This window comes from Stenotrophomonas sp. STK17_22 (genome assembly GCF_051983905.1).
Classification (GTDB): Bacteria; Pseudomonadota; Gammaproteobacteria; order Xanthomonadales; family Xanthomonadaceae; genus Stenotrophomonas; species Stenotrophomonas maltophilia_A.
In genome coordinates, this window is the sequence record NZ_CP197010.1 from 461652 (window position 1) to 484474 (window position 22823).

15 protein-coding genes are annotated in these 22823 nt (G+C 60.6%); 10 read left to right on the forward strand and 5 right to left on the reverse strand.

Annotated features, from left to right (window positions below; genetic code table 11):
- The first annotated feature begins 68 nt into the window (after positions 1-68).
- The 3 genes from ACSYS9_RS02060 to ACSYS9_RS02070 are packed head-to-tail and all read left to right on the forward strand — an operon-like array spanning position 69 to position 3293.
- Positions 69-1610 carry a hypothetical protein gene (locus ACSYS9_RS02060; protein WP_440568785.1) on the forward strand — a complete coding sequence of 514 codons (1542 nt, stop codon included), beginning with the start codon at positions 69-71 and terminating at the stop codon, positions 1608-1610.
- Positions 1600-2079, forward strand: a complete 480-nt coding sequence (locus tag ACSYS9_RS02065) for a response regulator (protein ID WP_080356570.1) — start codon at positions 1600-1602, stop codon at positions 2077-2079. The genes ACSYS9_RS02060 and ACSYS9_RS02065 overlap by 11 nt, the downstream gene beginning before the upstream one ends.
- Positions 2076-3293: a 5'-methylthioadenosine/S-adenosylhomocysteine nucleosidase family protein gene (locus tag ACSYS9_RS02070; protein WP_440568787.1), complete on the forward strand. Its 1218-nt coding sequence runs from the start codon at positions 2076-2078 to the stop codon at positions 3291-3293. The genes ACSYS9_RS02065 and ACSYS9_RS02070 overlap by 4 nt, the downstream gene beginning before the upstream one ends.
- A 197-nt stretch (positions 3294-3490) precedes the next feature.
- Here ACSYS9_RS02070 and ACSYS9_RS02075 read toward each other — a convergent pair whose 3' ends face one another.
- The 4 genes from ACSYS9_RS02075 to ACSYS9_RS02090 all read right to left on the reverse strand — a co-directional run bounded on the left by ACSYS9_RS02075 (position 3491) and on the right by ACSYS9_RS02090 (position 6861).
- Complete coding sequence (locus ACSYS9_RS02075; RefSeq protein ID WP_053093340.1) at positions 3491-4048, reverse strand: HNH endonuclease; 558 nt, start codon at positions 4046-4048, stop codon at positions 3491-3493.
- Positions 4049-4691: 643 nt separating this feature from the next.
- Positions 4692-5060 carry a hypothetical protein gene (locus ACSYS9_RS02080; protein ID WP_049462937.1) on the reverse strand — a complete coding sequence of 123 codons (369 nt, stop codon included), beginning with the start codon at positions 5058-5060 and terminating at the stop codon, positions 4692-4694.
- 454 nt (positions 5061-5514) lie between these two features.
- Positions 5515-5889 (reverse strand): TonB family protein, encoded by a 375-nt coding sequence (locus ACSYS9_RS02085; protein ID WP_080356568.1) that lies wholly within the window; start codon positions 5887-5889, stop codon positions 5515-5517.
- Between the two features lie 324 nt (positions 5890-6213).
- Entirely contained in the window at positions 6214-6861 is a 648-nt protein-coding gene (locus ACSYS9_RS02090; protein ID WP_440568789.1) for a hypothetical protein, read from the reverse strand.
- A 906-nt stretch (positions 6862-7767) separates the two neighbouring features.
- Between ACSYS9_RS02090 and ACSYS9_RS02095 the strand changes: the two genes are divergently transcribed.
- From ACSYS9_RS02095 to ACSYS9_RS02125, 7 genes are all read left to right on the forward strand, one after another.
- Positions 7768-8772 carry a helix-turn-helix transcriptional regulator gene (locus tag ACSYS9_RS02095; protein ID WP_004139622.1) on the forward strand — a complete coding sequence of 335 codons (1005 nt, stop codon included), beginning with the start codon at positions 7768-7770 and terminating at the stop codon, positions 8770-8772.
- An 88-nt stretch (positions 8773-8860) separates the two neighbouring features.
- Positions 8861-10624, forward strand: coding sequence for a dynamin family protein (locus ACSYS9_RS02100; RefSeq protein WP_032968364.1), 1764 nt, complete (start codon positions 8861-8863; stop codon positions 10622-10624).
- Positions 10621-12834 carry a dynamin family protein gene (locus ACSYS9_RS02105; RefSeq protein ID WP_049462935.1) on the forward strand — a complete coding sequence of 738 codons (2214 nt, stop codon included), beginning with the start codon at positions 10621-10623 and terminating at the stop codon, positions 12832-12834. Before ACSYS9_RS02100 ends, ACSYS9_RS02105 begins: the two co-directional genes overlap by 4 nt.
- Positions 12831-14696, forward strand: a complete 1866-nt coding sequence (locus ACSYS9_RS02110; protein WP_049462934.1) for a dynamin family protein — start codon at positions 12831-12833, stop codon at positions 14694-14696. The genes ACSYS9_RS02105 and ACSYS9_RS02110 overlap by 4 nt, the downstream gene beginning before the upstream one ends.
- 530 nt (positions 14697-15226) lie before the next feature.
- Positions 15227-16417: a DUF6361 family protein gene (locus tag ACSYS9_RS02115; protein ID WP_049462933.1), complete on the forward strand. Its 1191-nt coding sequence runs from the start codon at positions 15227-15229 to the stop codon at positions 16415-16417.
- Positions 16414-18252, forward strand: coding sequence for a phospholipase D family protein (locus ACSYS9_RS02120; RefSeq protein WP_049462932.1), 1839 nt, complete (start codon positions 16414-16416; stop codon positions 18250-18252). The genes ACSYS9_RS02115 and ACSYS9_RS02120 overlap by 4 nt, the downstream gene beginning before the upstream one ends.
- Positions 18252-21464 (forward strand): helicase-related protein, encoded by a 3213-nt coding sequence (locus tag ACSYS9_RS02125; RefSeq protein WP_049462931.1) that lies wholly within the window; start codon positions 18252-18254, stop codon positions 21462-21464. Before ACSYS9_RS02120 ends, ACSYS9_RS02125 begins: the two co-directional genes overlap by 1 nt.
- A 54-nt stretch (positions 21465-21518) precedes the next feature.
- Here ACSYS9_RS02125 and ACSYS9_RS02130 read toward each other — a convergent pair whose 3' ends face one another.
- Positions 21519-22811 carry an XVIPCD domain-containing protein gene (locus ACSYS9_RS02130; RefSeq protein ID WP_049462930.1) on the reverse strand — a complete coding sequence of 431 codons (1293 nt, stop codon included), beginning with the start codon at positions 22809-22811 and terminating at the stop codon, positions 21519-21521.
- Positions 22812-22823 lie beyond the last annotated feature (12 nt).

Sequence of the window (22823 nt, forward strand, 5' to 3'; positions counted from 1 at the left end):
GCCGAGGAATTGTTCAGAGCATCCTTAGGCACTTCTGGCGGGAGGTCTGCGAGGAGCATGTGGTAGACATGATTTACTCCATAGACGGGGTGAAGTCTCTTCGAAAGGAGATGAGAGAGATACTTTCTGTGCTGCGAGAGATTGATGTCGAGCACAAGGAGTTCTATGACTCTGAGATTGTATCAATCACTCATCTGTTGATGATTGAGGATGGTCGGCGCATAGTTGATCAAAGTCGAATATATGTAGACGAGGCGGCGCTCCGACAGCTTCTTCGTGAGGAGTTGACAGAGCCATTCAGTCGATATCGCGCACTAGCTCCCGTTTCCGTGGAAGACACGAGAGAGTTTGATGAGGTTCTGAGGCGGGTTGCTAAGGGAGATTCTGGCGCTGGAGATCTTGCGTTTCCTAAGAGTGAGGCGGACCAGCTCTTGGTTGAAATGATAAATCTGAGCTGCAACAGATTTCTTTTCGATGCTAAACATGGCCTTGATAGCTATCTCAGTAAGCGTATCCGCCACGGCTCTATCGTCGGGCATTTGCGGGGTGCGATCGAGCAGCACGAAATGATTTTCCAGGCTTTGGGTAGCGGGTTACCCTACGTCGAGCCGGACGATTGGCGGGATAGCTACGTTAGAGTTCCATACATCGAACAGCTTGAGGTCGTCAGAGCGATGTGTGACTTCAGTGAAAAAATCGATGCAGAACTTCTCTATGCAAAGAACAACGTTGTTCAGATTCGTACTGCTGAGAAAGTAAGTGGACTTCTTGGTATTAATCTCGGTGCGGGGGAGTATCATACAATCAGGTCGTTTGTACGGCGGGATCTCTCTTTCGATGGGTTCCTGGATTCAATGTTTGCGGCATTCTGGGGGTTGCTCAACCCGTCATTGAGTGCGGTTCGTAGGCACCTCCGGGAACGCACTGCTGAATCGATATCTAGGGAGTTCTCTAGGGTCAGAGCTACCGTAGTCGCGAAGCGACAAAAATATCCTGAGTTGTCCTTGCTGCTCAGTAAGCTGGATCAAGCCTGTCGGGATGTGTTGGGAGAAGTTGAGTCGGTGGCACAATGGTTTGAAAAGTCTGGGCTTGATGCCGCCCATATGAGATGCAAACTGGCGGATGCATTCGCAATTGGTATAGAGTCGTCGAAGGCCACTTACAAGAATTCAAACCTTAACCTCTCTGAGTCTACAGTCCCAGACTTCGATATAACCGCAGCGGACATTCCCGTGCTGGCTGACGTGCTTCTGGTTATATTTGGAAATATTCACACCAAGTCTGAAGTTCAGGACGGAGCGATTGTTAGCCTACATTGCTCCGTCAATGATGCAGAAGGGACGCTTAGGATCGTCGTAAAAAATGAAGTTGCAGTTGGTGTGCGCGATCGAAACCAGTTTCGTGTTTCTGAGATACTGAATGAAGTTAAGTCTGGGCGAATTGAACAGGGTCTTAGGCGCGAGGGCGAATCCGGCTTTAAGAAGTTGGCTGCCATCGCGAGCCAATCCGCGAAGGGTTACTTGGATTTTGGTTTCTCATCTGCAACGGATTTTTTTGTTGATATGAAGCTGTCCTTGATTCTTCAAGAGGGAGGTTGCTGTGAAGAGTAGAGGCTTCTCGATACTCCTGGCTGAGGATGAGGCACATAAGTCGAAGAATGTCCGTGATCTTTTTGCATCCCATTATCCTGAGGCGATTATCACTGAGGCCGCATCTGTCAGATCAGCCATCGCGCGTCTTGGTCGAGAGAGTTTTGATTTGATCTTGCTAGATATGTCGTTGCCAACATTCGATGTGGCGGCTGGAGAAGGGGGCGGCAGGCCGCAAGGCGCTGGGGGGGTGGAAATTCTTAATGAGTTCGAGCGGCTCAGTTATTCGCCGCTCGTAATTGTTGTAACTCAATACGCAGATTTTTCAATCGATGGAAAATGGTATCTTCTGTCAGAGTTGGAGTGTGAGTTGCGCGAAGAGCATGGGGATGTCTTCCTTGGGCTTGTGGAATTTGATAACGCCAATTTGGATTGGAAGAGGGCGTTGATTAGCTTGATGGATCAATTTATTGCGAGGGTGTCGATTTGAGAATTCTTGTTGTTGAGGATACACAAGCCAAGTTGAAGCGGATCGTTGCCGTTCTCATGGAGACAGGAATTCCTCGGGATCATATCGAGGTGGCAGTATGTTCATACTCTGCACGCCAGTTTCTACGAAATAACTACTACGATCTGCTGCTTCTTGATGTGCTTATCCCTTTCCGTCAAGAAGATGATCCAGATGCCCAGGTCTGCGTTGACCTGCTTGAGGATATTTCTGAGGGTGGTGAGTACAAAAGGCCGGGAAACATTGTTGGGCTCACTGCGTACGATGAAGGCATTGCTGACGCTGTCGATACCTTTAATGAGATGCTGTGGAATGTAATTAAGGTCTCTGAGGCCGACAATGGGTGGGTGGAGAGAGTCAAAAATTGTGTTAACTACCTCCGCTCTGCGCGCAAAGAAGACGCTACGAGAACATCTAAGGCAGAGGTTCTCGTAATATGCGCGCTTCGTAGTCCTGAGTTGGAGGCCGTGAAGAAGCTTCCCTGGAACTGGGAGGCGGAGACCCCGTTCGATGATGTTTCGTTCATCTCAAAGGGCGTCGTAAGTACGGCGAAAGGTAATGTTAGGGTCATTGCTGCCGCTGCTCCGAGAATGGGTATGGTGGCGTCAGCTGTGCTGGCGAGCAAACTGATCGCGGATGTTGTTCCAGATATTTGCGCGATGCCAGGCATTAGTGCTGGATTCTCTGGAAGGGTGGAGTTGGGCGATGTGGTTTTCGCAGATCCGGTTTGGGACTATCAGGCCGGGAAGCGTATCGTGGATGGCAACGGTGAGCCTGGTTTTGAGATGGCACCTCATCAAATTCAGTCTTCGCCGGAACTGAGGGCGCTGATTGAGCAGTTGTCGGAAGATAAGGAGATTCTGAGATCGATTAGAGATGCTTGGCAAAATCCGCCGCGAAATGATCTTAGAATTCGAATTGGTCCCGTTGCGTCTGGCTCAGCTGTGGTAGCAGATAGGGCTTTTGCGAAAGAGGTCTCACACCAACAGCGCGCCGCTTTAGGGCTAGAAATGGAGCTTTACGGCGTCTCATCCGCGTGCGCAATGGCGACATCTCCTCGTCCAAAATTTGTAGGATTAAAGGCAGTATGTGATTTTGCAGACGCGGATAAGAATGATGGACTTCAGTCATACTCTGCCTACACAAGTGCTGCCGTTCTTGATCATCTTGTTCGCAAATATTTCGATATCTGTTAATGGCGTGACGAATATGCCAACTGGAACTATGTGTTTTGGGAGGTTCGATGCCCTTGCCTACAGTAGCGGGGGCGGCGCCAAGACAGCAGCTTCGAAAACAGGTCGCGTCACTACCAGGAAAGGACGAGGGTTGATGCAATCTTTGCAATAGCGCCTGACATGCTCTTCAAACTTTCTGTATCGGTGGACGGCGCCTATCAAAGACAACGTCTTCGGTGAAACTCAAAGAAACCGAGCTGCTTCTGGGAGAAGTCTCTATATCGAAGTGATGCATCCAACTTCAGGCCAAGCCGAACTTGCACGTCAGAAGGTAGGCAGCTCGAAATCAGCAGGCGACCGGCCGACGAGAAGCTAATCCAGCCGCGATCAAAGAGCAGGTCCGCATGCGGGGCCAGCAGAAGACCGTTCTCGTCATCAACGCGCTCGCTATGAGTGCTATCCGCCCACGGTTTGATATGACTCGCGCGAAGGAACCTTTTGCCCATCATCTGAAACACTACGAGCGTCTTGCCATCCTTGGCGTGCTCGCCAATTGCTCGGTTGCCCGCCACATACTTCATGTCTCCGACTTGACCCTCGCCGAAGTAATGAAAGACTTCGTCGTCGTTCCAGAAGTCATGGTAGCCATGAGACACGCCAGCCTCGCCAGTGAACGCGATGACTAGCGGATGCTCCTTGGGTGTTGAAATGCCGCCTTGCCGTTGCCCGCCAAATACACCGTGGATGTGCTTTTGACGGTTGTAGAGCGCGTCCACCTCGAAAGGGAGTTCCTTCCTGGATCCCTGTCCCAGAAGCTAGGTGCCCAGGATTCTGGCCAGAACCAGGTTCCTTGTGTCATTGGCTGACGGGTTTGGCTGCCAGGACAGGGTGCAGATGGGGGCTATTGGGACGCAGACCTAGGGCAGCCGTTCTCAGGTGGGCTCAAGTTCCTCCTGCGTCCCTCGGTTGAGCCCCATCTATCTTTCCAGCGCTGTAGCTCTATTGCATAGCTTGCAACCGTGGATATGGTGACTATCAGAATTCTTGGCCCAGAGTTGTCCACGAACACAATGGCATCGTCACGTAGGCTCAGATCAAAGAAGTGTGCACCTGGATCATGCTTTCCGATGGTGATGCCTTGGCAAGCCAACTCCTCGGCAAAGCTCTCGGCGTCGGCCCGAAACAGGGCAAACTCCGAGTCGGTGAGCCTTGGGTAGTTCTCAAGACTCATTGTGGTGGCTGGCGCGTACGCTCCGCCAATGATCAATCCTAGTAACGCTGCCGCAGTCAGGGCAAGTAAAGTCTGGCTCGGCATAGTGAGGCCAGTGTTGGAGGCTAAGGGGCTCAGACAGCGGCGCATGCTTAGGGCCGTGCATGCAATCCGGCGCGTTGCACTCGATGTGCGTAGCAAAGCACGCTCTATTCCCGAACCTGCAACCGCTCAATAGCCTGCGCAGTCAACGCCACACACGCCATCTTCAATCCTTCCATCACCCGATCCCCCACGTACTCCTCGGGCGCACCATTCTGCCGAGTCCGCTCCGCAGCCAGCATCAGCTCCGCCACCACGCGCAGCCCCGCCAGCGCGCAATCCGCATCCGCCAGCTGAAGACAGCGCCCAGGCAGTTGATGCCGTTCCGGCCAAGGCTGACCGTCTGCAGCCACACCGCTACCAATGCGGCGCAGTGTGGCGACGAAGGTGTTGGGATCGGGGGATGGTTCGCGCTCGGCGTCGGCGTTCTCCGGATCGTACTGCGCGTGCAGGGAACGGAAGTCCGATGTGGTCATGGCAATGCTCCGTACAGGACAGATAGCAGCGCCACCAGATAAAGGCGGCGGACGATGCGTGGTTCGAAAGCCGGACAGTAACCATGCCGGTGGGTCCGAAGACCCCCACGCACCGCCCGCCATGGAACGCGAACGGATTGCCAGCCGGCGTCACACAAGGTGACGCCGGCTGACAAGCGCAAAACACAAGGTTACTGAGCGGGCTTTCGAACCCCGCGCCACCCTTTTCCGGTGGCACGCCAAGAGATACCCGTGCAGCAACCAAATGCCAAGAAACCACAGGACTGATGATTGCCAGTCCTGACGCTTTCGGCATTGTCGCACACGGTGTTAAGCCAGCAAGCGATTGCGCCGCAACGCTCTTGAAGAGCTTGGCGCTATTGGCCCCAAGCGCAGGAGCGCCCGCAGCCAGGGCGATGGCCTAGGGCCAATCGCGACAGATTGGAGCAGCGGTTCAGCCGGGCGGCGCCTCGGCCGTGGGCACGAAGGTCAGACGGACCCGTACCCGCGCATGCCGCGCGACGCACTCAACCACGACCGGATCAAAGCGCCACTGGTCCACTGCGGTAAAGGCCGCTCGATCGAGCTCCCGCAGTCCGCTGGACCGCGCCACCATCACGTTGGAAACGTGGCCCAGCTCATCCAATTGAGCAACCAGCAGCACCGCCATGGGAGCCTGCAGGAAGGTATCGGGCGGCGTGGCGAGGGCCGTTGAATACACAAGGGCAGGTGCCTGCTGCAGCTTGAGGGTGGGGTTGTCGCCGGCCTCTACAAACACTTCAGTGGAAACCTGCGGGTCCGCCGCCATGGCCATGGCAGCTGTGGCCATGGCAGCATCAGAACGAGGTTCAGTGCCAGGGCGGTGTTCAAACGGGGCATACGTGGTTTCCATTCCGGTGCGCTATCAGCATCGCGGCCATCCCCCGGCTGGCTCCCGCCTGGACCGGCTGGCCGCGCCCAGGCCGACGTCGTAGTGGCGGGTGATAGCGCGTGGGTAGAACCTTCCAGCCGCCCGGCGAGGATCGTGGGCATGATCATCCCCTTGGGGGTGGGGGATGGCGTGGAGCGTGCATGGCTGGGGCGGGTCCCAGCCATGCGCTCAGTCCCTAAACCGCGTTGCCGGGCCTGCCGAAATCTCTGGCCGTGCCGTGGTTCAGATGTGGATCATCGGGTAGGCGACTTCACCCAGGTCGGGCGCGTCGTCCCTCATCATCAGATGCAGGATTGCCGGTACCAGTTGGCCCAGGATGGCGGCGCCATCTCGCAACTGCTCACGATTGGCATGGCTGTCCCACGTGGCCCCGCCATGTACCAGCTGGTTGCGCAGTACGTACAGCCGGTCAAGCACGATGGAGAGCACGACTTCAGTACGCCGCTCAACTACGGCCTGCAGCGCCGAGCGCTGGTCCTTGGCAAAGCGCTCTGCCCACTGGTCGCTGCTGTCATGTTCCCGCAGTGCCTTCCAGAAGCGTGCATAGACAAAGCGATTCCCGATAAGGGTTCGGATAGGCCCGGGAAACTGTTTGAACAGGATGTCCTGCAGGCTTCCTTGCTTGTCATGCCTCAGCAAAGCATCGAAGAACTTGCGCAGTTGTTCGCGCTCGGCATTCTCGAATCCGAACTCCTGGGCATAGGCTGCGTTCAGCGCAATCCACAGAAACAGGAATCGCGCGTCCGTATCCTCGTCTTCCTGTTCGGCGCGGTTGAGCCAGCTGATGGCGCGGTGTAGGCGCACGCGCGTCGAGTCCGGTTGTGCATCGCGAATCTGACGATGCACTTCCTTCAGAGCAGTCAAATCCATTTTTCCCCCCTGTAAGATTTGCCATTATGCATGGCACCTCCGGCTGGGAAACTACTCCGAACGTCGCGCACTCCGCCAAGCCTCGGGTAATCCCTGCCAAAGCGCATCCAGAGTGGCTGCGCTGCCGCACGCCAGCGCAGTGGAGCGGCACTCGGGGCAGGCGCGGAACCAGGTCAGTCCCTCGATACGCGCATCCCCGGACGAAGGCAATGTCCGCTTCCAGCCGCAGTCTCGGCAATGGTAGGTCGACTTTTGCGCCAGTCCCCACATGCTCTGCCGAGCCTCAGTCATCTGCGCCGACAAGCTGCTGATCCGTCAGCCAGCGGCCCAGCCCATACAGCGCGAAACCGTAAACCACCGTGGCACCGATAATCTTGAACATGCAGTCCCTCCTCCTGGGTAGTAGCGGGGCGTCCAATGCCCCTGTTCCGATCCTTCGGCGTCCATTCTGCAGAGGGGTGCGACAACCTGTGTCGCGTCACCCGGGCCGATACTCGGCGCTCCCGGGATCGTGGCGGCGCGATTGGATTTCAGACCATTCCTAAAGACATCGCGCGCGAGTTGGCGATAGATTCTGCTGCAGAGCGATCCACCACGAGGCGCCCCGTGCAGGCATGCGTCGCTGCCCGCCGAGCGCCGTGCCATTGGCATCCGTAGCCGGCCGCTATCGGCTTGCGTTTGGATTACTTGAGCCTCCATCGGAACACACATCGTTCCACATCCGCACCCGCAGATGGCCCTGTGTCTGCTGTGAAAGCGTGATCGGATTCAAGATAATCACGAGACCAAGGGAAGGAACCCGTTGTTGGCCGAAGTGGCTTCTTGCGACATCAGATGTCGCAGCTTTCGGTTGAATCGGCTCATCCCCTGCTGGGATGTCGTGGAAACATACAAAGGACTGGCAACATGGACACCGATAACCGCTCCTCGCTGGCGCGCCAGTGGCGTCTGCTGCAGCTGCTGCAGCCTGCTCCGCACTACCGCACCGTGAAGGAGCTCGCCCAGACCTTGGCGGCGGAGAGCTACAAGGGGGGTACTCGAACCATCGAGCGGGATCTGAACGCCCTGTCGCTGCAGTTCCCCATCGAGAGCAATGATCTTCAGAAACCCTATGGTTGGGCATGGATGCGCGGCGCGGCCGCCTTCAGCATGCCGGGCATGTCCGTCTCACAGGCGGTGGTGCTGCTCACCGCGCAGCGCAACCTGCAGGGACTGTTGCCAGCCAATCACTGGCCTGCACTGACGCCGTTCTTTGACCAGGCAGAGAAGACGCTGGCGGCGGTCCGCACGACGCGTTCCACGCGGCGCTGGCACGAGAAGGTCGCCGTCGTGCCAGCCAGCCAGTCCCTGCTGCCGGCTGCGGTGGACACCGACGTGGCGGTCAACGTGCACCAGGCGCTTTTCAACGAGAAGCAGCTGCGCTTGTACTACGTGGCCCGTGGCCGTAGCGATGCCAGTGAGTACGTCTTCCATCCCTACGGGATGATCCAGCGTGGAACGTCCAGTTACCTGGCTGGACGGATTGATGGGCGCACGGAGACCACTACGCTGTCGCTGCACCGGGTACAGCGTGCAGAAATGCTCGACGCCGACACCGAAGGTGCTGAGTCCTTCGAACTCGGAAACTATGCGAGCCGGGTTGCCGCTGGCTTCGAGAGCAAGGGACCTCTGTCCGTTGAGCTGGAGCTTGATGAAGCCCTGGCCCAGCACCTGGCGGAGACACCGCTCTCCCGTGATCAGAAGCTGGACGTCGGGGACGGTCTTGTTCCCCGTCTGCGGGCCACCGTCGATGACTCCGCCCAACTGCGCTGGTGGCTGCTCGGCCTGGGCGCATCGGTACGCGTTCTGGCTCCCGCAGCACTGGCCGACGATATCGCCGCTCGCCACCGAAGCGCCGCACAGCGTTACTGACGTGTGGGTGCGACGCCGGATGTCGCACGCCCGCAACACAATCTTTCCGCGCTACTCCTTCGACCTACACGCCACACAGGGGAAACAGATGTTCGCTGTTAAGAATCAATGCCTTGGTCTGTTGGACCGGATTACGACGCTGGCTGACAGCGCAGCGATCGAACTGCCTGAAAACCACTCGCTCGCCGAAGAAATGCAGCGGGCCGAACTGTTGGTACCGATCATCGGTGCGTTCAGTGCAGGAAAGAGCTCGCTGATCAACACCTTCCTGGGCGCGGACATCCTCCCGGTCGGTATCACCCCGGAGACTGAGCTGGCCACCGAGTTGCGCTTCAGCCGGGATCCCCACGTTCTGGCGCACCGTGCCGATGGTGGCAGTGATCGGCTCGCCGTGGAGGACTTGCTGTCCATCAAGCCGCGGGCCTCGTCGTACACGCACCTGGAACTGCATCTGGACGACCCGCGCCTGGAAGCGCTGTATCCACAGGTTCTCGTGGACATGCCCGGCTTCGGCTCCTCGCTGGACAGCCACAACAAGGCCATCGCCCATTATCTGCCGCGTGGCGCGCACTTCATCGTGGCCGTGAGCGTGCCCGACGGTACTCTGGCCGAGTCGACGCTGCGCCAGCTTGAAACCATGCAGACCTATGAGGCTGGATTCTCGATCCTGCTGAGCAAGGCGAACCTGCGTTCGGCCGAAGAAGTGGATGCCGTGGAAGTGGCTGTACGGGAGCAGCTTGAGCTGCGCCTGGGCGTTGCGCCGGCCATGGCACGCGACGACCGCAAGCAGGGCAATGGACTGGCCAGTCTGCTGCCCAAGATCAGTGCAAGTGATCTGTGGATCGGCCGCTTCCTGCCGCGAATCTCGCGCCAGCTTGCCCACGCTCGTGCCCAGGTGAAAATGGCACGCAAGGCGTTGGATCAGAGCGATGCGGATATTGATCGCAGCGTACGTCAGCTGAATGATGCCCTGGATGATCTGAACGCCCAGCGCGACGCCCTCGTCGCCAAGCTGGGCCGTAGCCGCCTGAGCCAGGTGGTCGAACAGTGCGTTGAGGAAGTAGGCCAGGCCCTTCGCGAGGCCTCCAGTGAGCTGCAGGCGGCCGCTGCCGGTGGCAACAACCCGCGGTTTGCGCAGGTCGTCAGCGATATTTCCCGCCAGCGCTTGAGTCGTGTGGTCAAGGAACGCATGGAAGGGCTGAGCCAGCAGGCGATTGGTGATCTGGCCAAATCCCTGTCTCAGCGCGAGGTGGATGAGGTTGGCAGTGTCGGCGGACCGGACTGGACGCAGCAGATGCAGACGCGCGTGCAGGAGACGCTGACCCAGACCGGTCAAGCGCTCGAGCGCTGGCAGGGCAACCTGCAGAAGGCGCGTGAAGACGAGAAGCTGCTGCGTCCTTATGCCGGTGATGACGAGAATGATCGGGAGAAGACCCAGAGAGCCCGAGTCGCCTTCCGCAGTATCACCACCGTTCTGGCGGTCACCACCAGCGTCGTGGCTCCGGCGATCGAGCTGGTCGTGATCTTCCTGCCGGAGATCCTCGGGTTTGTGTCGCGCAAGCTCCGCGAGGAGGAGCTGCGCAAGACCATCGACAACCAGGTTATTCCGTCGGTGCAGCGCGAGTTCCGGACCAAGCTGCCCGAGCTGCTGCAGGCACAGGTTGATGGCCTGATCGAGCAGGCCGTGCATGAGTTCAAGACGGCCATCGAGGAAAAACGGCAGCTGCTGGAAAGTGTTGTGGCCGAGCAGAGCAGTCCTGCCCGCGCGGCACGCGTGAAAGCACTTGACGCAGCGGAAGCTGGTCTGACCTCCGTTGCGAACGAAGTCGTCGCGCTGGAGTCCGCCCGATGAGTGCTGAAGTGATCCTGGACCGTCAGCAGAAGTTGATCACGTGGCTTGCAGCACACGCCGACATTCTCAATGGCGCCGTCGGGGCTTCGTCGCAGTGGGAGATCGACACGATCGATAGCCTGAAGGAAGCGTTGTTGCGACTGGACGACGAAAATCGCCTGATGGACATTGGCATTGTCGGCCGGGTCAAGGCCGGCAAATCGACGCTGCTCAACGCGCTGGTTTTCAACGGGGAGTCAGTACTGCCGCAGGCGGCGACGCCGATGACCGCAGCACTGACCACGCTGACCTACGGCGACCGGTTCAAGGCGACCGCGCGCTTCTACTCCGAGGCGGATCTTGCCAACATCGAGCAGGCCGCTGCTGCGTACAGCGACCTGCTTGAGAAGTCGCTGATCGAAGAGCTGCGACGCACGGAAGGGCGTGCGGGCCTGGACCCTGAGCGCCGCAGGGAGCTGGCCGAGCGGGGTGCCCGACGGGCACTGGCCACCCAGCAGCCGTCCTTGCAGGCCTCGCACGAGCAGTGGGAGAAGATCACAGCATCCGGCCTTTCGTTGGCCCGCCTGAAGGAGGACAAGCCGCTGGAGGCTGACGACGTACAGGGCCTGGCGGCGCTGCTGGCGGACTACGTTGCCGCGGAAGGTCGCTACATGCCTGTAACCAAGAGCGTCGACATCGAGATGCCGGTGGAGGCGCTGCGCGGGCTGCGCATCATCGATACGCCGGGGCTGAATGACCCGGTTGCATCGCGCGAGGCACGCACCCATGATCTCTTGAAGTGCTGCGATGTGGTGTTTGTCGTCAGCCCGGCAGCGCAGTTCATGAGTCAGGAAGATCTGGACGTGATGGCGCGGATCACCGCTGCCGAGGGCATCCGCGAACTGGTGCTGGTTGCCAGCCAGGTGGACAACACGCTGCATGGTTCGGAAATGCAGGCACAGCTGCATGCTTCGCTGACCGGTCTGCGGCGGGAGCTTGCGGGCCATGCGGGCAAGGTGCTGGATAAGCTGAAGCTCTCCAACCCCGAGGTTGGCGATGTATTCCAGAGCCTGGTGGACAAGGGTGAGGATGCGATCATCCACAGTTCCGGCATGTGCCATTCGATGTCCGTCGAGTTCGACAGCGTGGCGGATTGGCAAGGTGGCCGCCTGACGGCATGGCAGAACCTCAAGGAAACCTACCCGGACTACTTCAGGGATGACAATCCAGGGCTGTCACGCACCAATCTCGATCAGTTGGCCAACATGGCCGGTCTGCATGAGGTGGTGGAACAGACCCGTTTAGCGAAAGCGCGCGTGCTGGCCGCTCGGCGCCAGGACCTGCTGGATGCCAAGGAGCGGAAGCAGGTCGAGCTGCTGCGTGAGCTGCGCAGACAGTTGTCTTTGCGCAGAGGGGAGATTGGTGAGGCCGGGCTGACGGAGCTGAAGAAGAACAAGCGAGGGCTGGAACGTCGCAAATTCAACCTTACGGTGGCTCTGGATGATGAGCTCATGGGTATCAAGACTGGTTTCGTGAATGGCCTCAGGAAGGCCATGAAGGAGGTCATCGATGGCGCCTACGACGCTGCCGATTCGGGGGTGAGCAGGACGGTAGGTACCGAGAAAACCACCCGCCGCACTGAGTCTCCTGGCGCCTTCAATTGGGTGGCAAGAAAACTCTGGGATGGCGGCTACCGGGAGTATGAGGAGAACAACCGCACCGTCCTGCCTGCTGCTGTGAAGTCCGCCGTATCGGCATTTGCTAGTGGGCTGCGAACAGATCTTGACAGCAGAGCGACTGAGTTGCAGGCCAAATTTGGCAAGCGGCTGTTTGCAGAACTGCTCCAGACGGCGCGACGGCAGTTGGACGATGAGCTGGACATCGAGGCGGTTTATTCATCGCTGAAGAGCATCGTCAATGGCGTGGAGTTTCCTCCGGTTTCGCTTCGGGCACCGGTGCTGAAGGCATCCACCATGAAGCTGAAGGGTAGCGAGGCCGATACGTTCCTCGAGCAGGCGCAGCACGCCATTGAGACACTGCGAGAAACGGCTGAGGCTGCGGTCTACGAGTATGTTGAGACAGTAAAGAGGGCAATTCCAAAGTCTGTTGCAGATGACTTCATTGGGCACATTCAAGCTCAGTTCGATGCACTGCAGGCGCTGATGGAAGACGCTGAAAAGACGCGGGCGACACTGACCATGATGGATGCGGAGCTGGAGGCAATGCAGTGAGTGGTGACAATGGCAGGCCGTTGTTCGAAGGCACCAGCGCGCAGCACCTTACCTACCTCGCCGGGTGGAAGCCGTGGGGCCGTCGGCCCCACGTGACCGCCATCCAGGAGCAGATGGATGCAGCCAGCCAGCGTTGGATCTCCATCGTGGAGGACCATCGACGGCTCAACATCACGGCGGAGCAACGCGCGCTTGCCTTGGCAGAGCGGGAAGCTGAACTGAAACACGCATCCGGGGCTCTGGCAGAGCGCGAGACCGAACTTGAACGCGCATCGGAGGCTCTGGCGGAGCGGGGAACTGAGCTGAAGAGTGTGTCCGAGGCCCTGGCCGAGAGTGAGACCACCCGTAGTCGCGAGCGTGACGATGCGCAGACCCGCGAGCAGGCACTGGCTGGCGAACTCGATGCCCAGAGGCAGGTCTCGCAGGAGCTGCAGAAGGAGCTTCAGGAAGCGGGCAGGCGCGAACTGGACCTGAGCCAGCGCTACGGCGCCGAGAAGATGGCCCGGGCGCAACTGACGACGAGCCTGGTGGATGCCCAGGACCGCCTTAAGGTGCAGTCCATGCAGCATGCTGCAACCCAGGCTGCGCTTGAAAGCGAGCAGGAGCAGAGCCGTCAGTTGGGTGGCGACCTGGATCTTCTGCAGGCCGAACATGCCGCAACGCAGATCCGCTTTGCGCTCGTTTCGCGCCTGCTTGCTGTGCCGCCGCCGCGAAATGAGGGAATCGAAGCCTTCCAGAAGCTGCTCGATGATGACTACATGCGCTTTGCTAGTGCCGAGGCGTCCCTCGCTGACGAAGCGAAGGCGCTGAGGCTGTTGCAGTCCATCCAGCAGGAGCTGCACCTGATGGCGGCCAATCCGGACATCTTCCGCCGCACGGTCGTGGGGGTGGTCGGTGGCTTCAGCAGCGGAAAGTCGGCCTTCATCAATAGCTTCCTCGGCAAGGATTTCAAGCTGCTCTCCAGCGTCACGCCGGCAACCGTCATCCCCAGCTACGTGTATCCCGCGCAGCAGACGCAGATCCAGGCGTATTCGTTCAATGGCGGCTGCATTGATCTGGATGCCGGGTTCTACCAGGAAATGTCCCGTGCGTTTGTCGAGAAGTTCAGCTTTGACCTCAAGCGGATCATGCCCTTGGTAAGCGTCGGTACCAGCATGGACACCGAGCGCACCGGCAACATCTGTCTGATGGATACCCCCGGCTACAACCCGGGTACCGAGGGTAGTTTCAGTCAGAGCGATCGCGCGGTAGCCGTGTCTCACTCGCGGAAGTCGGATGTGCTCTTCTGGGTCATCGGAATTGACGCCAACGGTACGACTCCGGATTCGGATATCGAATTCCTGAAGGAGATTGGTTTCGAGGGACGCCCTGTCTACGTGGTTCTGAACAAGGCCGATCTGCGATCAGCTGATCAGATTGAAGAGATCCTGGGGCAGATCGAGGACGAAATCGAGCTGAATGGAATCACGGTTGAGGGCATCAGTGTTTACTCCTCAAAGTACGGCAAGGAGTACGAATTCCGTGGAAAATCCATGCAGGACTTCCTGCGTGAACGTCCCAAGGGTCGTCTGCCGATGGAGCATGTCGAGGATCGGATCAACGAGGTGTTCGAGCTTTATCGCAGTGCCATCACCGAATCCATCGCGACGGCGAAGGCCTGCCGCTCGGCCGCGCGTGCGCTTGCATTGGACCTGATGCAGGGAGATGTCCAGGATGCGGCAACCATGCGTTCGGCAACCCAGAACGTGGAGACCATCAACGCGGCGATGAACCTCGACGCCCTGTCCAGACTTCTTGTCGATGCGGACCAGATCAATGCCGCTTTCCTCGATGCAGCAAGACGGGTGCTCACGCCCGCTTGATGCGGGTGTGGCCTGGCATGACCTGTCTTTGCCTGAATGTCGCTATGGCTTGGGGCCTGCCTTCCGCCAGGCCTCAGGCAGACCATTCCAAAGGTGGTCGAGGGTGCGGGTGGGGCGGCCAGAGACGGCGGGTGACCTGCACTGCGGGCAATGGGAGAAGTGCGTCAGCCCCGGCAGACGCACATCCCCCGCTGGCGGGGTGATACGAAGCCAACCGCAGGCTGGGCAGTGATAGGTCCAACGTTGTGTACGTCCCCACATGGGCGGCTTGCCTCCGTATGAATGGCGGGGGCATCCCTGCCCATGGTGCGTCCTGCTGGTCCATCCTCTTTGAGGGCGCGACAGCCAGTGACGCATTGATCGGAAGAATGGCTGGCCGGCACATGCAAGAGCAATCGAGCAGCACAGATACAAGCGTCACCCACACCAGAAACAGGAACAGGGGAAAGTGATGAACCAGCAGACCCAATGCACGCGCCATGTATCGCGCCGCGCATCCACGCGCGCACGCGCCTGCGGGAGGATTTGAGATGCCTTCCAGCCTGACATGGCTCGACCATGACGCTGCGGCACAGGCACGCAGCGCTACGCTGCTGGCTCTTCTGGACCAGCCCGGCACCCGCGACGAGCTCGGATTTGGCGGTATCCGCGATGCGTTGTCCGACCAGCTGTTCCCCGGCACCTCCGTCATCCAGACGCGGCTGCGATACATGCTTCTGCTGCCGAGGATGTTCATGGGCCTGGAGGCTTCTTCGGTACGCCCCAGGGATTATGCAGAGCGTGCGCGGCAGGATGAGCTGAAGCTAAATGATTGCCTGGCGGCGGAGGACGGGGCGTTCGGTCGTGATTCCGGCCACACGCTCAAGCGCCTTGCCAGCTCCGTCTACTGGGCGGGCATGCGCTCCTGGGGCATCTTCGCGCGATCGGGCTCCCAGCAGGACTACTTCTCGGCCATCGAGCAGATTCGCAGGGAGCGCAGCTGGAAGCAGCAACGCGACGACGGGATGGAGGACGCTGAGCTGATTGCACAGACCTGGCATCCCTCACTGGAGAAGCTCGTACCGGTGGCCGCACTGGAAGAGGGATCGCTGTCCCTGACCGCGGACGAGGCGGAGTTCATCCGCGAGCAATGGAAGGTTCATCACCCGCAGACCCTGCTGGTGTGGCTGGCGCAGGACAAGGGGCGATTGGGCGACTGTGCCGACGCCGGGTTCCCATGGCTGCATCCACAGATCCGCCAGGCTCCGCAGCCGCTGCGTGAGCTCGTGGAACACGCGCGTCAGTTCTCCCGTCTCGCCAACGGTGCGTCGCTGGTCTACAACCTTGCCCTGGCGGAGGCGTCTTCCAACGATGAACGTCGTGAGGAGTACGGCCAGGAACTGAAGACCTGGATCGACGGCGTTCCGGCTTCGCAGCTGGGCGAATGGGACATGGTGCGGTTCTGGGAGCAGGTGGAACGGGTGGGGCGTCCGATTCATCCGCGCACCCGCGAGTTCGTGAGCAGCTGGCTTGCGCTGGTCAAGGCCGGCCAGGCCGACAGCCCGCAATCACGCAGTCTCGTGCGTGAGCGGGAGCGCTCGCTGAAAGGCAATCTCTCGCGCTTCAATCCTGAAAACCTCGATCGCTGGAGCGGTGCGTCCGGCCTCGGAATCCTCAATTACCGGTGGGGCATCACGCGCCGTCACCTTGCCGACCTCCTGCACGGCCTGGAGGCCGCATGATCCATCCATCTGCACGCAGTACTCTGACCGAGGCCTTGCAGCCCCCCAGCGGCTACCGGTTTGATGCCGGCGTCGCCACTACGTACAGCCTGTCGCTGGGCGCGTTGCTGGGATTGCCTGCACATTTCGCCTTGCTCGGCGACCACGACAACAGCGCCGAAGAAGATCCTTTGCGCCTCGTGGAAGGGCTGCGCCGGGCAAGCCGCAGGCTTGCGGTGTTCTGCGAACGGGGACGGATGGAAGCACCGCCAGCAGGCAGCGCATTGGCGGTGCTGGCTGAGGGCATGGTGCATGAGGTCTGCGCCCCACACGGCGGCGCCTTCCACCCGAAGATCTGGGCGCTGCGCTATGTGGCCATCGATGCGGCCGCCGAACCTGCCACCGTCGTACGTCTGCTGGTGCTGACCCGCAATCTGACCTGGGACCGCTGTTGGGACGTGAGCCTGCGCCTGGATGGTGTGCCGGGAAAGGCCAAGGAGGCCAGCAACAAGCCGCTGGCGGACTTCCTGCGCTGGCTGCCGCTGAATACCGAAGGGGCGTCGCCGGACCTGGAGCGGCAGGCGATGATCGTATCGTTGGCGAAGGACATCGAGCGCGCTGACTGGGAAAAGCCTCCGGGCTTCACCCAGCTGGCGTTCCACGTGCTGGGTACTGCAAAGCGGGCAGTGCCGTGGAGTCCGCTCGAGGGCGGTGGCAAGGCCCAGGATGTGTTGATCGTCTCTCCCTTCGTACGCGCTGGCGCGCTGCAGACGCTGCGCGAGCACTGCAACGGCGACTTCATGCTGGTGAGTCGCGCCGATGAGCTGGATAGGCTTCCGGCCGGCGCCTGCCTGGCCGATGACAGTGCCTACGTGTTGAAGCCTGACACGCTGCTCTCCGAAGGCGAAGAGGCTGGACAGGCCGATACGCTGCAGGGCCTGCACGCCAAGGTGGCCGTGTTCCAGCGCGGCCAACGGGTGCACGTTGCAGTCGGTTCGGCCAATTACACCAACGCGGTTGTGCAGAACGGCAGCAACGTTGAAGTGGTTGCGGAGCTGAGCGGTCCGGTGAGCAGGATTCCCGCGCCGAGGCAGTGGCTTGACGAGCATCTCCAGCCCTTGCTGGACACGTACACGCCCGGTGAGGGCGAAGATGCGGAGGGCGCAGAGCGTCGCCAGCTGCAGGACCAGCTGGAGGCCATCCGTCGCCAGATTGCAGCTGCCGCCTGGACGCTGCACTGCGAAACCCATCCGGTCTCGGGATGGAACCTCGCGCTTTCGTGCCCGGGCCTTCCGCTTGACGGTGCCACGCTGCACGCGTGGCCGTTGGCGGTGGTTTCCGAGCGGGCCCGTGCTGTACAGGCGGGTCAGGTTGATCTGGGAACCTTTGCCGGCCATGAGGTGAGTTCGCTGGTTGGCTTCCAGGTCACGCCCAACAGTACCCGCGCCGAGGAGCTGGCCGTCCCGCCGTTGCGCTTCGCGCTGGAAGTTTCACTGGAAGGCGCTCCAGACGACCGCGCGGACGCGCTGGTGGCACAACTCCTGGGTAACCGCGCGGCGTTCCTGCGCTATCTCGCGCTGCTGCTGGATGATCCCCAGGCCGCAGGCTGTGGAGCGCGCAATCGATCCGAAGGCAGCGGCGGCGGCAGCAGGGATGCGAGTGGCCTCATGGCGAACTACCCGCTGTTTGAACAGCTGCTGCGGATCTATTCCCGCGAGCCTGAACGACTTGAAGCGATTGATCGCATGGTGAAGCGGTTGAAGGACAAGCAGTTCGATGGGCAGCCCTGTCTGCCCGATGATTTCCTGGCCCTCTGGGAAGTTGTGGGAAACGCTATTGGCAAGGAGGCTGCGTAATGAACAGGAATACAGATCTTTCGGATCCGACCCCCGTTCTTGAGCGGCTGAAGGGCTTCCAGCGTAGGACGGTGAACTATGCGTTCCGACGCATGTACGAAGATCACGATCCGGCACTGCGTTTCCTGGTCGCCGATGAGGTGGGGCTGGGCAAGACGCAGGTGGCCAAAGGTCTGATCGCGCGCGTGGTTGCCCATAAGGCAGCCAGCAAAGAGCGCATGGACATCATCTACATCTGCTCCAATGCTTCCATCGCATCGCAGAACCTGGAGCGTCTTCGGCTTCGTTCGACCAAAGCGGTTCGCGCTACCCGGTTGACCCTGCTGCCGCTGGCGCTTGCCGATGGCGGTCTGGAAGGCGACGGTGTGAACTTCATCAGTTTCACACCAGGTACTTCGTTTGAAACAACCAGCCGTGGAGGACTGGCCCGCGAGCGCGTGCTCATCCATCGCATGCTGCAGGGCGTATCCAGGCTCAATGCCAACGGCTTGGCCTGGGTGCTGCGTGGCGGTCTGGGAGATGGCTGGCGGCAGCATTTTGAGCACGAGGACGGCGTGGATGAACCGGATGAGGCCATCACCCGTACGTTTGTCAAGTCGTTGGACAAGAAGCGATTGAGACAGCTTGTCGAAGTCTGTGACAGGCACGCCGGTCGGCGGACGCGTGCACTGGACAGTGACGAGCGCGCCGAAGCCCTCGAGCTGACGTCCTGGCTGCGCACCACGCTGGCGCACTGTTGCCTGAAGGCACTGAAGCCTGATCTGGTGGTGCTGGATGAGTTCCAGCGCTTCCGCGAGCTTCTTGCCGTGCAGGATCCTGACTCCGATGACGAGGCTGCCCCGGCATCTTCTGCTGCAAAGCTGGCGCAGGAGTTGTTCGACCATGAGAACAAGCCTCGCGTGCTCCTGCTTTCGGCCACGCCCTACAAGATGTTCGTCGCCCAGCAGGAGCAGGAGGATCACTACCGCGACTTCCTGGCAACGGCGTCATTCCTGTTCAATGATCCGGAAGAGGTGACCGCGCTCCGCGCTGACCTCGCCGCATTCCGTGCATCGCTGGTGGGCGTGGGGGCATCGCAGGATGATGCACGTGTGCTCAAGGGTGCAATCGAGAGTCGGCTCAAGAAGGTGATGTGCCGGACCGAGCGCGTGGGTGTAACCCGGGGCCGCGATGCGATGGTGAGGGATGTCCCGCTTCCGTTGTCGCTGACATCGGAGGACCTGGCGGACTACGCCTGCGTGGATGCGCTTGCAAGAGCGGCGGGGACGAATGATGTCATGGAGTTCTGGCGCTCCAGTCCCTACCTGCTGAACTTCATGCGTGAGGACGGATACACCTTCAAGCGCCGCATGATGGATCGACAGGGCAAGGCGGCTCTGGGGCGGGCGTTGTCCCAGCATCCGCAGTACAGGACGCTGGATCAGGATGCGCTGCAGCGGTACAGCCCGTTGGTGGCGGCAAACCCGAGAATGGACGTGCTGGCCAAGGATATGGAGGACCAGGGCAGCTGGCGCTTGTTGTGGGTTCCTCCTTCCATGCCTTACTGGGCAGGAGAGGGTGCGTACGCGCAGGTATCCCATTTCAGCAAGACGCTGGTGTTCTCAAGCTGGAACATGGTTCCTGATGCGATTGCCGGCCTTCTTTCCTACCATGCCGAGCAATTGGCCATGGCGGGGCATGCGCTCCAGCCCGGATACGACGCGCCTGGCAAGAGCCTGAGTGCTCGCTTGCGCTTCAACAGCGGCAAGAGCGGGCATGAGGACATGAACGCGCTCACTCTGCTGGTTCCTTCCCTCGCGCTGGCCACAATGGTCGATCCCTTGGCGATGTCGGTCGCTGCAGGTGGCTCGCTGCACTTGGCAGATGCCAGGCGTGAGGCTGCCGGTCGGATCAGGGAGAGGATGGAGTCGCTTGACCTGCCAGCGTCCAGGCACTCGGGGCCGCCTGACGTGCGCTGGTACTGGTTGACGCTGCTTCTGCTTGAGCGTGCGCATGTCCAATCGCATGTGGACCCGTGCTGGGGTTCGGAGGACCTGACGATTGGTGCGGGTGAGGATGAGGAAGACGGTGGCGCCAGCGTTTCAGGGCAGGGGTTCTCCCGTCATGTGGCTTACTGGCGACAGGTATGGGGGCGCGGTTTTGACGAGCCCTCTCTGCAGACGCTTGGGCCACGTCCCGACGACATTGCCGAGGTACTGGCTGATCTCGCATTGGCGGCACCAGGTGTGTGCGCTTTGCGTGCATTGCTGCGCCTGCTGCCGGGAGACAATGAGGCCGACCTTCGCCAGGCCGCCATAAAAATTGCGGACGTGTTCCGCCGACAGCTGAATATGCCCGAAGCGGTCGCCATCATCACTCACGAGGAAGGTGGGGTGTATTGGCGGCGGGCGGTGGCCTACTGCGCAGAAGGCAATTTGCAGGCTTTGCTTGATGAGTACCTGCATCTGCTGCACGAGCAGAACGCAGCGGACGAGAAATCTACCCATGCTCAGGCCATCGCGAAGGGCGTGAGTGATGCGGGCCACGTGCGCGCAAGCCAGCTTCACCCTGAGGGTGTGAAGCTGTTGGATGGAAAGCTCGTGCGCGACGATGCGCTGTCATTGCGTTGCCGGTATGCGATGCGCTACGGAAATGCCACCGAGGACGACAAGGTGGTTGCCCGCAAGGACGCGTTGCAGCATGCATTCAACTCGCCCTTCCGTCCCTTCGTGCTCGCATCCACTTCGGTGGGGCAGGAAGGGCTGGACTTCCATTCCTGGTGCCACTCAATCGTTCACTGGAACCTGCCTGGCAATCCGGTGGATCTTGAGCAGCGGGAGGGGCGCGTTCATCGCTACAAAGGACTGGCCGTCCGCCGAAACGTTGCGCGGCTGGCAGGGTTCGTGGCCGACCAGGCCGCCGGTGACCCATGGGCGGGACTATTCACCAATGCAGAGTTGCCTCACAAGGACACGCCATTGGCGGGCTTGATTCCCTACTGGATCTGCGAGGCACCGGGCGGTGTGGCGGTCGAGCGAAAGGTGTTCCATTTTCCTCTGAGCCAGGACAAGCATCGCTTTGATCGGCTGAAGAGCAGCCTGGCGCTGTATCGCATGGTCTTTGCACAGCCGCGCCAGCAGGATCTTCTGGGGCACCTGCAAGCGCGTGCGGAAGGCGGCGAGGATGTGCAGGCATTGCTGGATACCTGGCGGATCGAACTGCTGCCGGACTGACCGGGTCGGCCGGGCAGGGCGCATGCGCTGCCCCCTGCCTGGCCCACGGAAGGCTCACGCCATCCGCATCCCCTCCCGCTGCACCTGCTGCGCGCTTTCCACATCCTGCGTCTGACGCTGCGCCAGTGCGTCCAGCTGCCGGTAGCTCTGCTCGGCCGGCGCCTGCACGGCCTGTTCGGCGGAGATGGCCACCCGCAGGTGGGCCGGATCATCCAGCGCGCCCTGCACCAGGAACAGGTTCTGCCCCGCACCCCCAGGGCCGTTGGCCTTGCCGAGCATCACGTGGTCCACCTGGCTGAGGTTGTTCTCTTTGGCCAGCACCGCCAGGCGCGCGGTCACGCCATCAGGGTTGTTGCCCAGTACCAGGCCGTGCTCGGCCTGCAGGCTGGCCACCTGGCCGCGGATCTGCTGGTACACCGGATCGTTGGCGTGGTCGGGGCGGTTGGCGGCCAGCTGCGTTTCGCGGCCATCGCGCTCCAGCGGCTCGTTCATCACCACCTTGGGCGTTTCAAGGCGGGTGCGGTAACTGTCCTCGGGGTGGAAGTGCGTGGCCTTCTCCGCGCGCTCCAGGCGCACGGCACGGGCGTCGTCCAGCGAGGCGATGATCCTCGGGTTGTGCTCACGCAGTGGGATGCTGCCTGGCACCTGCAGGTACCAGGCCTGCTCCTTTTCCGAATACATGTGGTACGAACTGCGCGAGCCGATGACATTGGGATCGCTGCTGGGCAGTGCCTCAGCCATGAGCGAGCCTTCGTACAGGCCCAGCCGGCCGACATAGCCGGTGGCGCTCCAGAAGGGCATGGCCAGGTACGCGCTGCCCAGCGTGTTGGCCGCGCGCTGGGTACCACCGACATCGTTGTTGAGCATCTCCTTCCAGACTTCCTCGGCCTTGCCCTCTCCGCGTTCCTTGCGGGTGGCTTCCAGCAGCACACGCGGGGTCCAGCAGTTGGGGTCGAGGTGGTGGCGCTTGAAGGCTTCATCGTGCGCCTGCTGCACATCGCGGCCGGGCAGATTCAGGGCCAGATCGGGGCGCTTGGCCTCCATCCAGTGCTCGCGGCGTTCCAGGTCGCGGTGCAGCAGGGTCTGGCCGAAGGCCTCCCATTCGCGCTCGGTCAGGTTGCGGTTCTGCAGGGCCGGGTTGCGGTCGTGCTGGTCACGGGCCTGCGACTGCGCGTAGGCGTTGGCGACCTGGCCCGGCAGGTTGTCGTTGCGCACCACGCCCAGGGCCAGCAGACCGTAGCCATCGGAATGTTCCTTGTGCGCCAGGTAGCTCCAGTAGCGCTCGCGGTTTCCGCTGTCTGCGTATTCCCTGAGGATCTCCAGATCCTTGCGGGTCAATTCACCCATGTGTCGTTCCTC

Bases quoted from the DNA above. Each gene is read 5' to 3' on its own strand.
- ACSYS9_RS02060 (WP_440568785.1), top strand. From the start codon at position 69: ATGATTTACTCCATAGACGGGGTGAAGTCTCTTCGAAAGGAGATGAGA.
- ACSYS9_RS02080 (WP_049462937.1), bottom strand. From the start codon at position 5,060: ATGACCACATCGGACTTCCGTTCCCTGCACGCGCAGTACGATCCGGAG.
- ACSYS9_RS02085 (WP_080356568.1), bottom strand. From the start codon at position 5,889: ATGGCCACAGCTGCCATGGCCATGGCGGCGGACCCGCAGGTTTCCACT.
- ACSYS9_RS02090 (WP_440568789.1), bottom strand. From the start codon at position 6,861: ATGGATTTGACTGCTCTGAAGGAAGTGCATCGTCAGATTCGCGATGCA.
- ACSYS9_RS02095 (WP_004139622.1), top strand. From the start codon at position 7,768: ATGGACACCGATAACCGCTCCTCGCTGGCGCGCCAGTGGCGTCTGCTG.
- ACSYS9_RS02100 (WP_032968364.1), top strand. From the start codon at position 8,861: ATGTTCGCTGTTAAGAATCAATGCCTTGGTCTGTTGGACCGGATTACG.
- ACSYS9_RS02105 (WP_049462935.1), top strand. From the start codon at position 10,621: ATGAGTGCTGAAGTGATCCTGGACCGTCAGCAGAAGTTGATCACGTGG.
- ACSYS9_RS02115 (WP_049462933.1), top strand. From the start codon at position 15,227: ATGCCTTCCAGCCTGACATGGCTCGACCATGACGCTGCGGCACAGGCA.
- ACSYS9_RS02120 (WP_049462932.1), top strand. From the start codon at position 16,414: ATGATCCATCCATCTGCACGCAGTACTCTGACCGAGGCCTTGCAGCCC.
- ACSYS9_RS02125 (WP_049462931.1), top strand. From the start codon at position 18,252: ATGAACAGGAATACAGATCTTTCGGATCCGACCCCCGTTCTTGAGCGG.
- ACSYS9_RS02130 (WP_049462930.1), bottom strand. From the start codon at position 22,811: ATGGGTGAATTGACCCGCAAGGATCTGGAGATCCTCAGGGAATACGCA.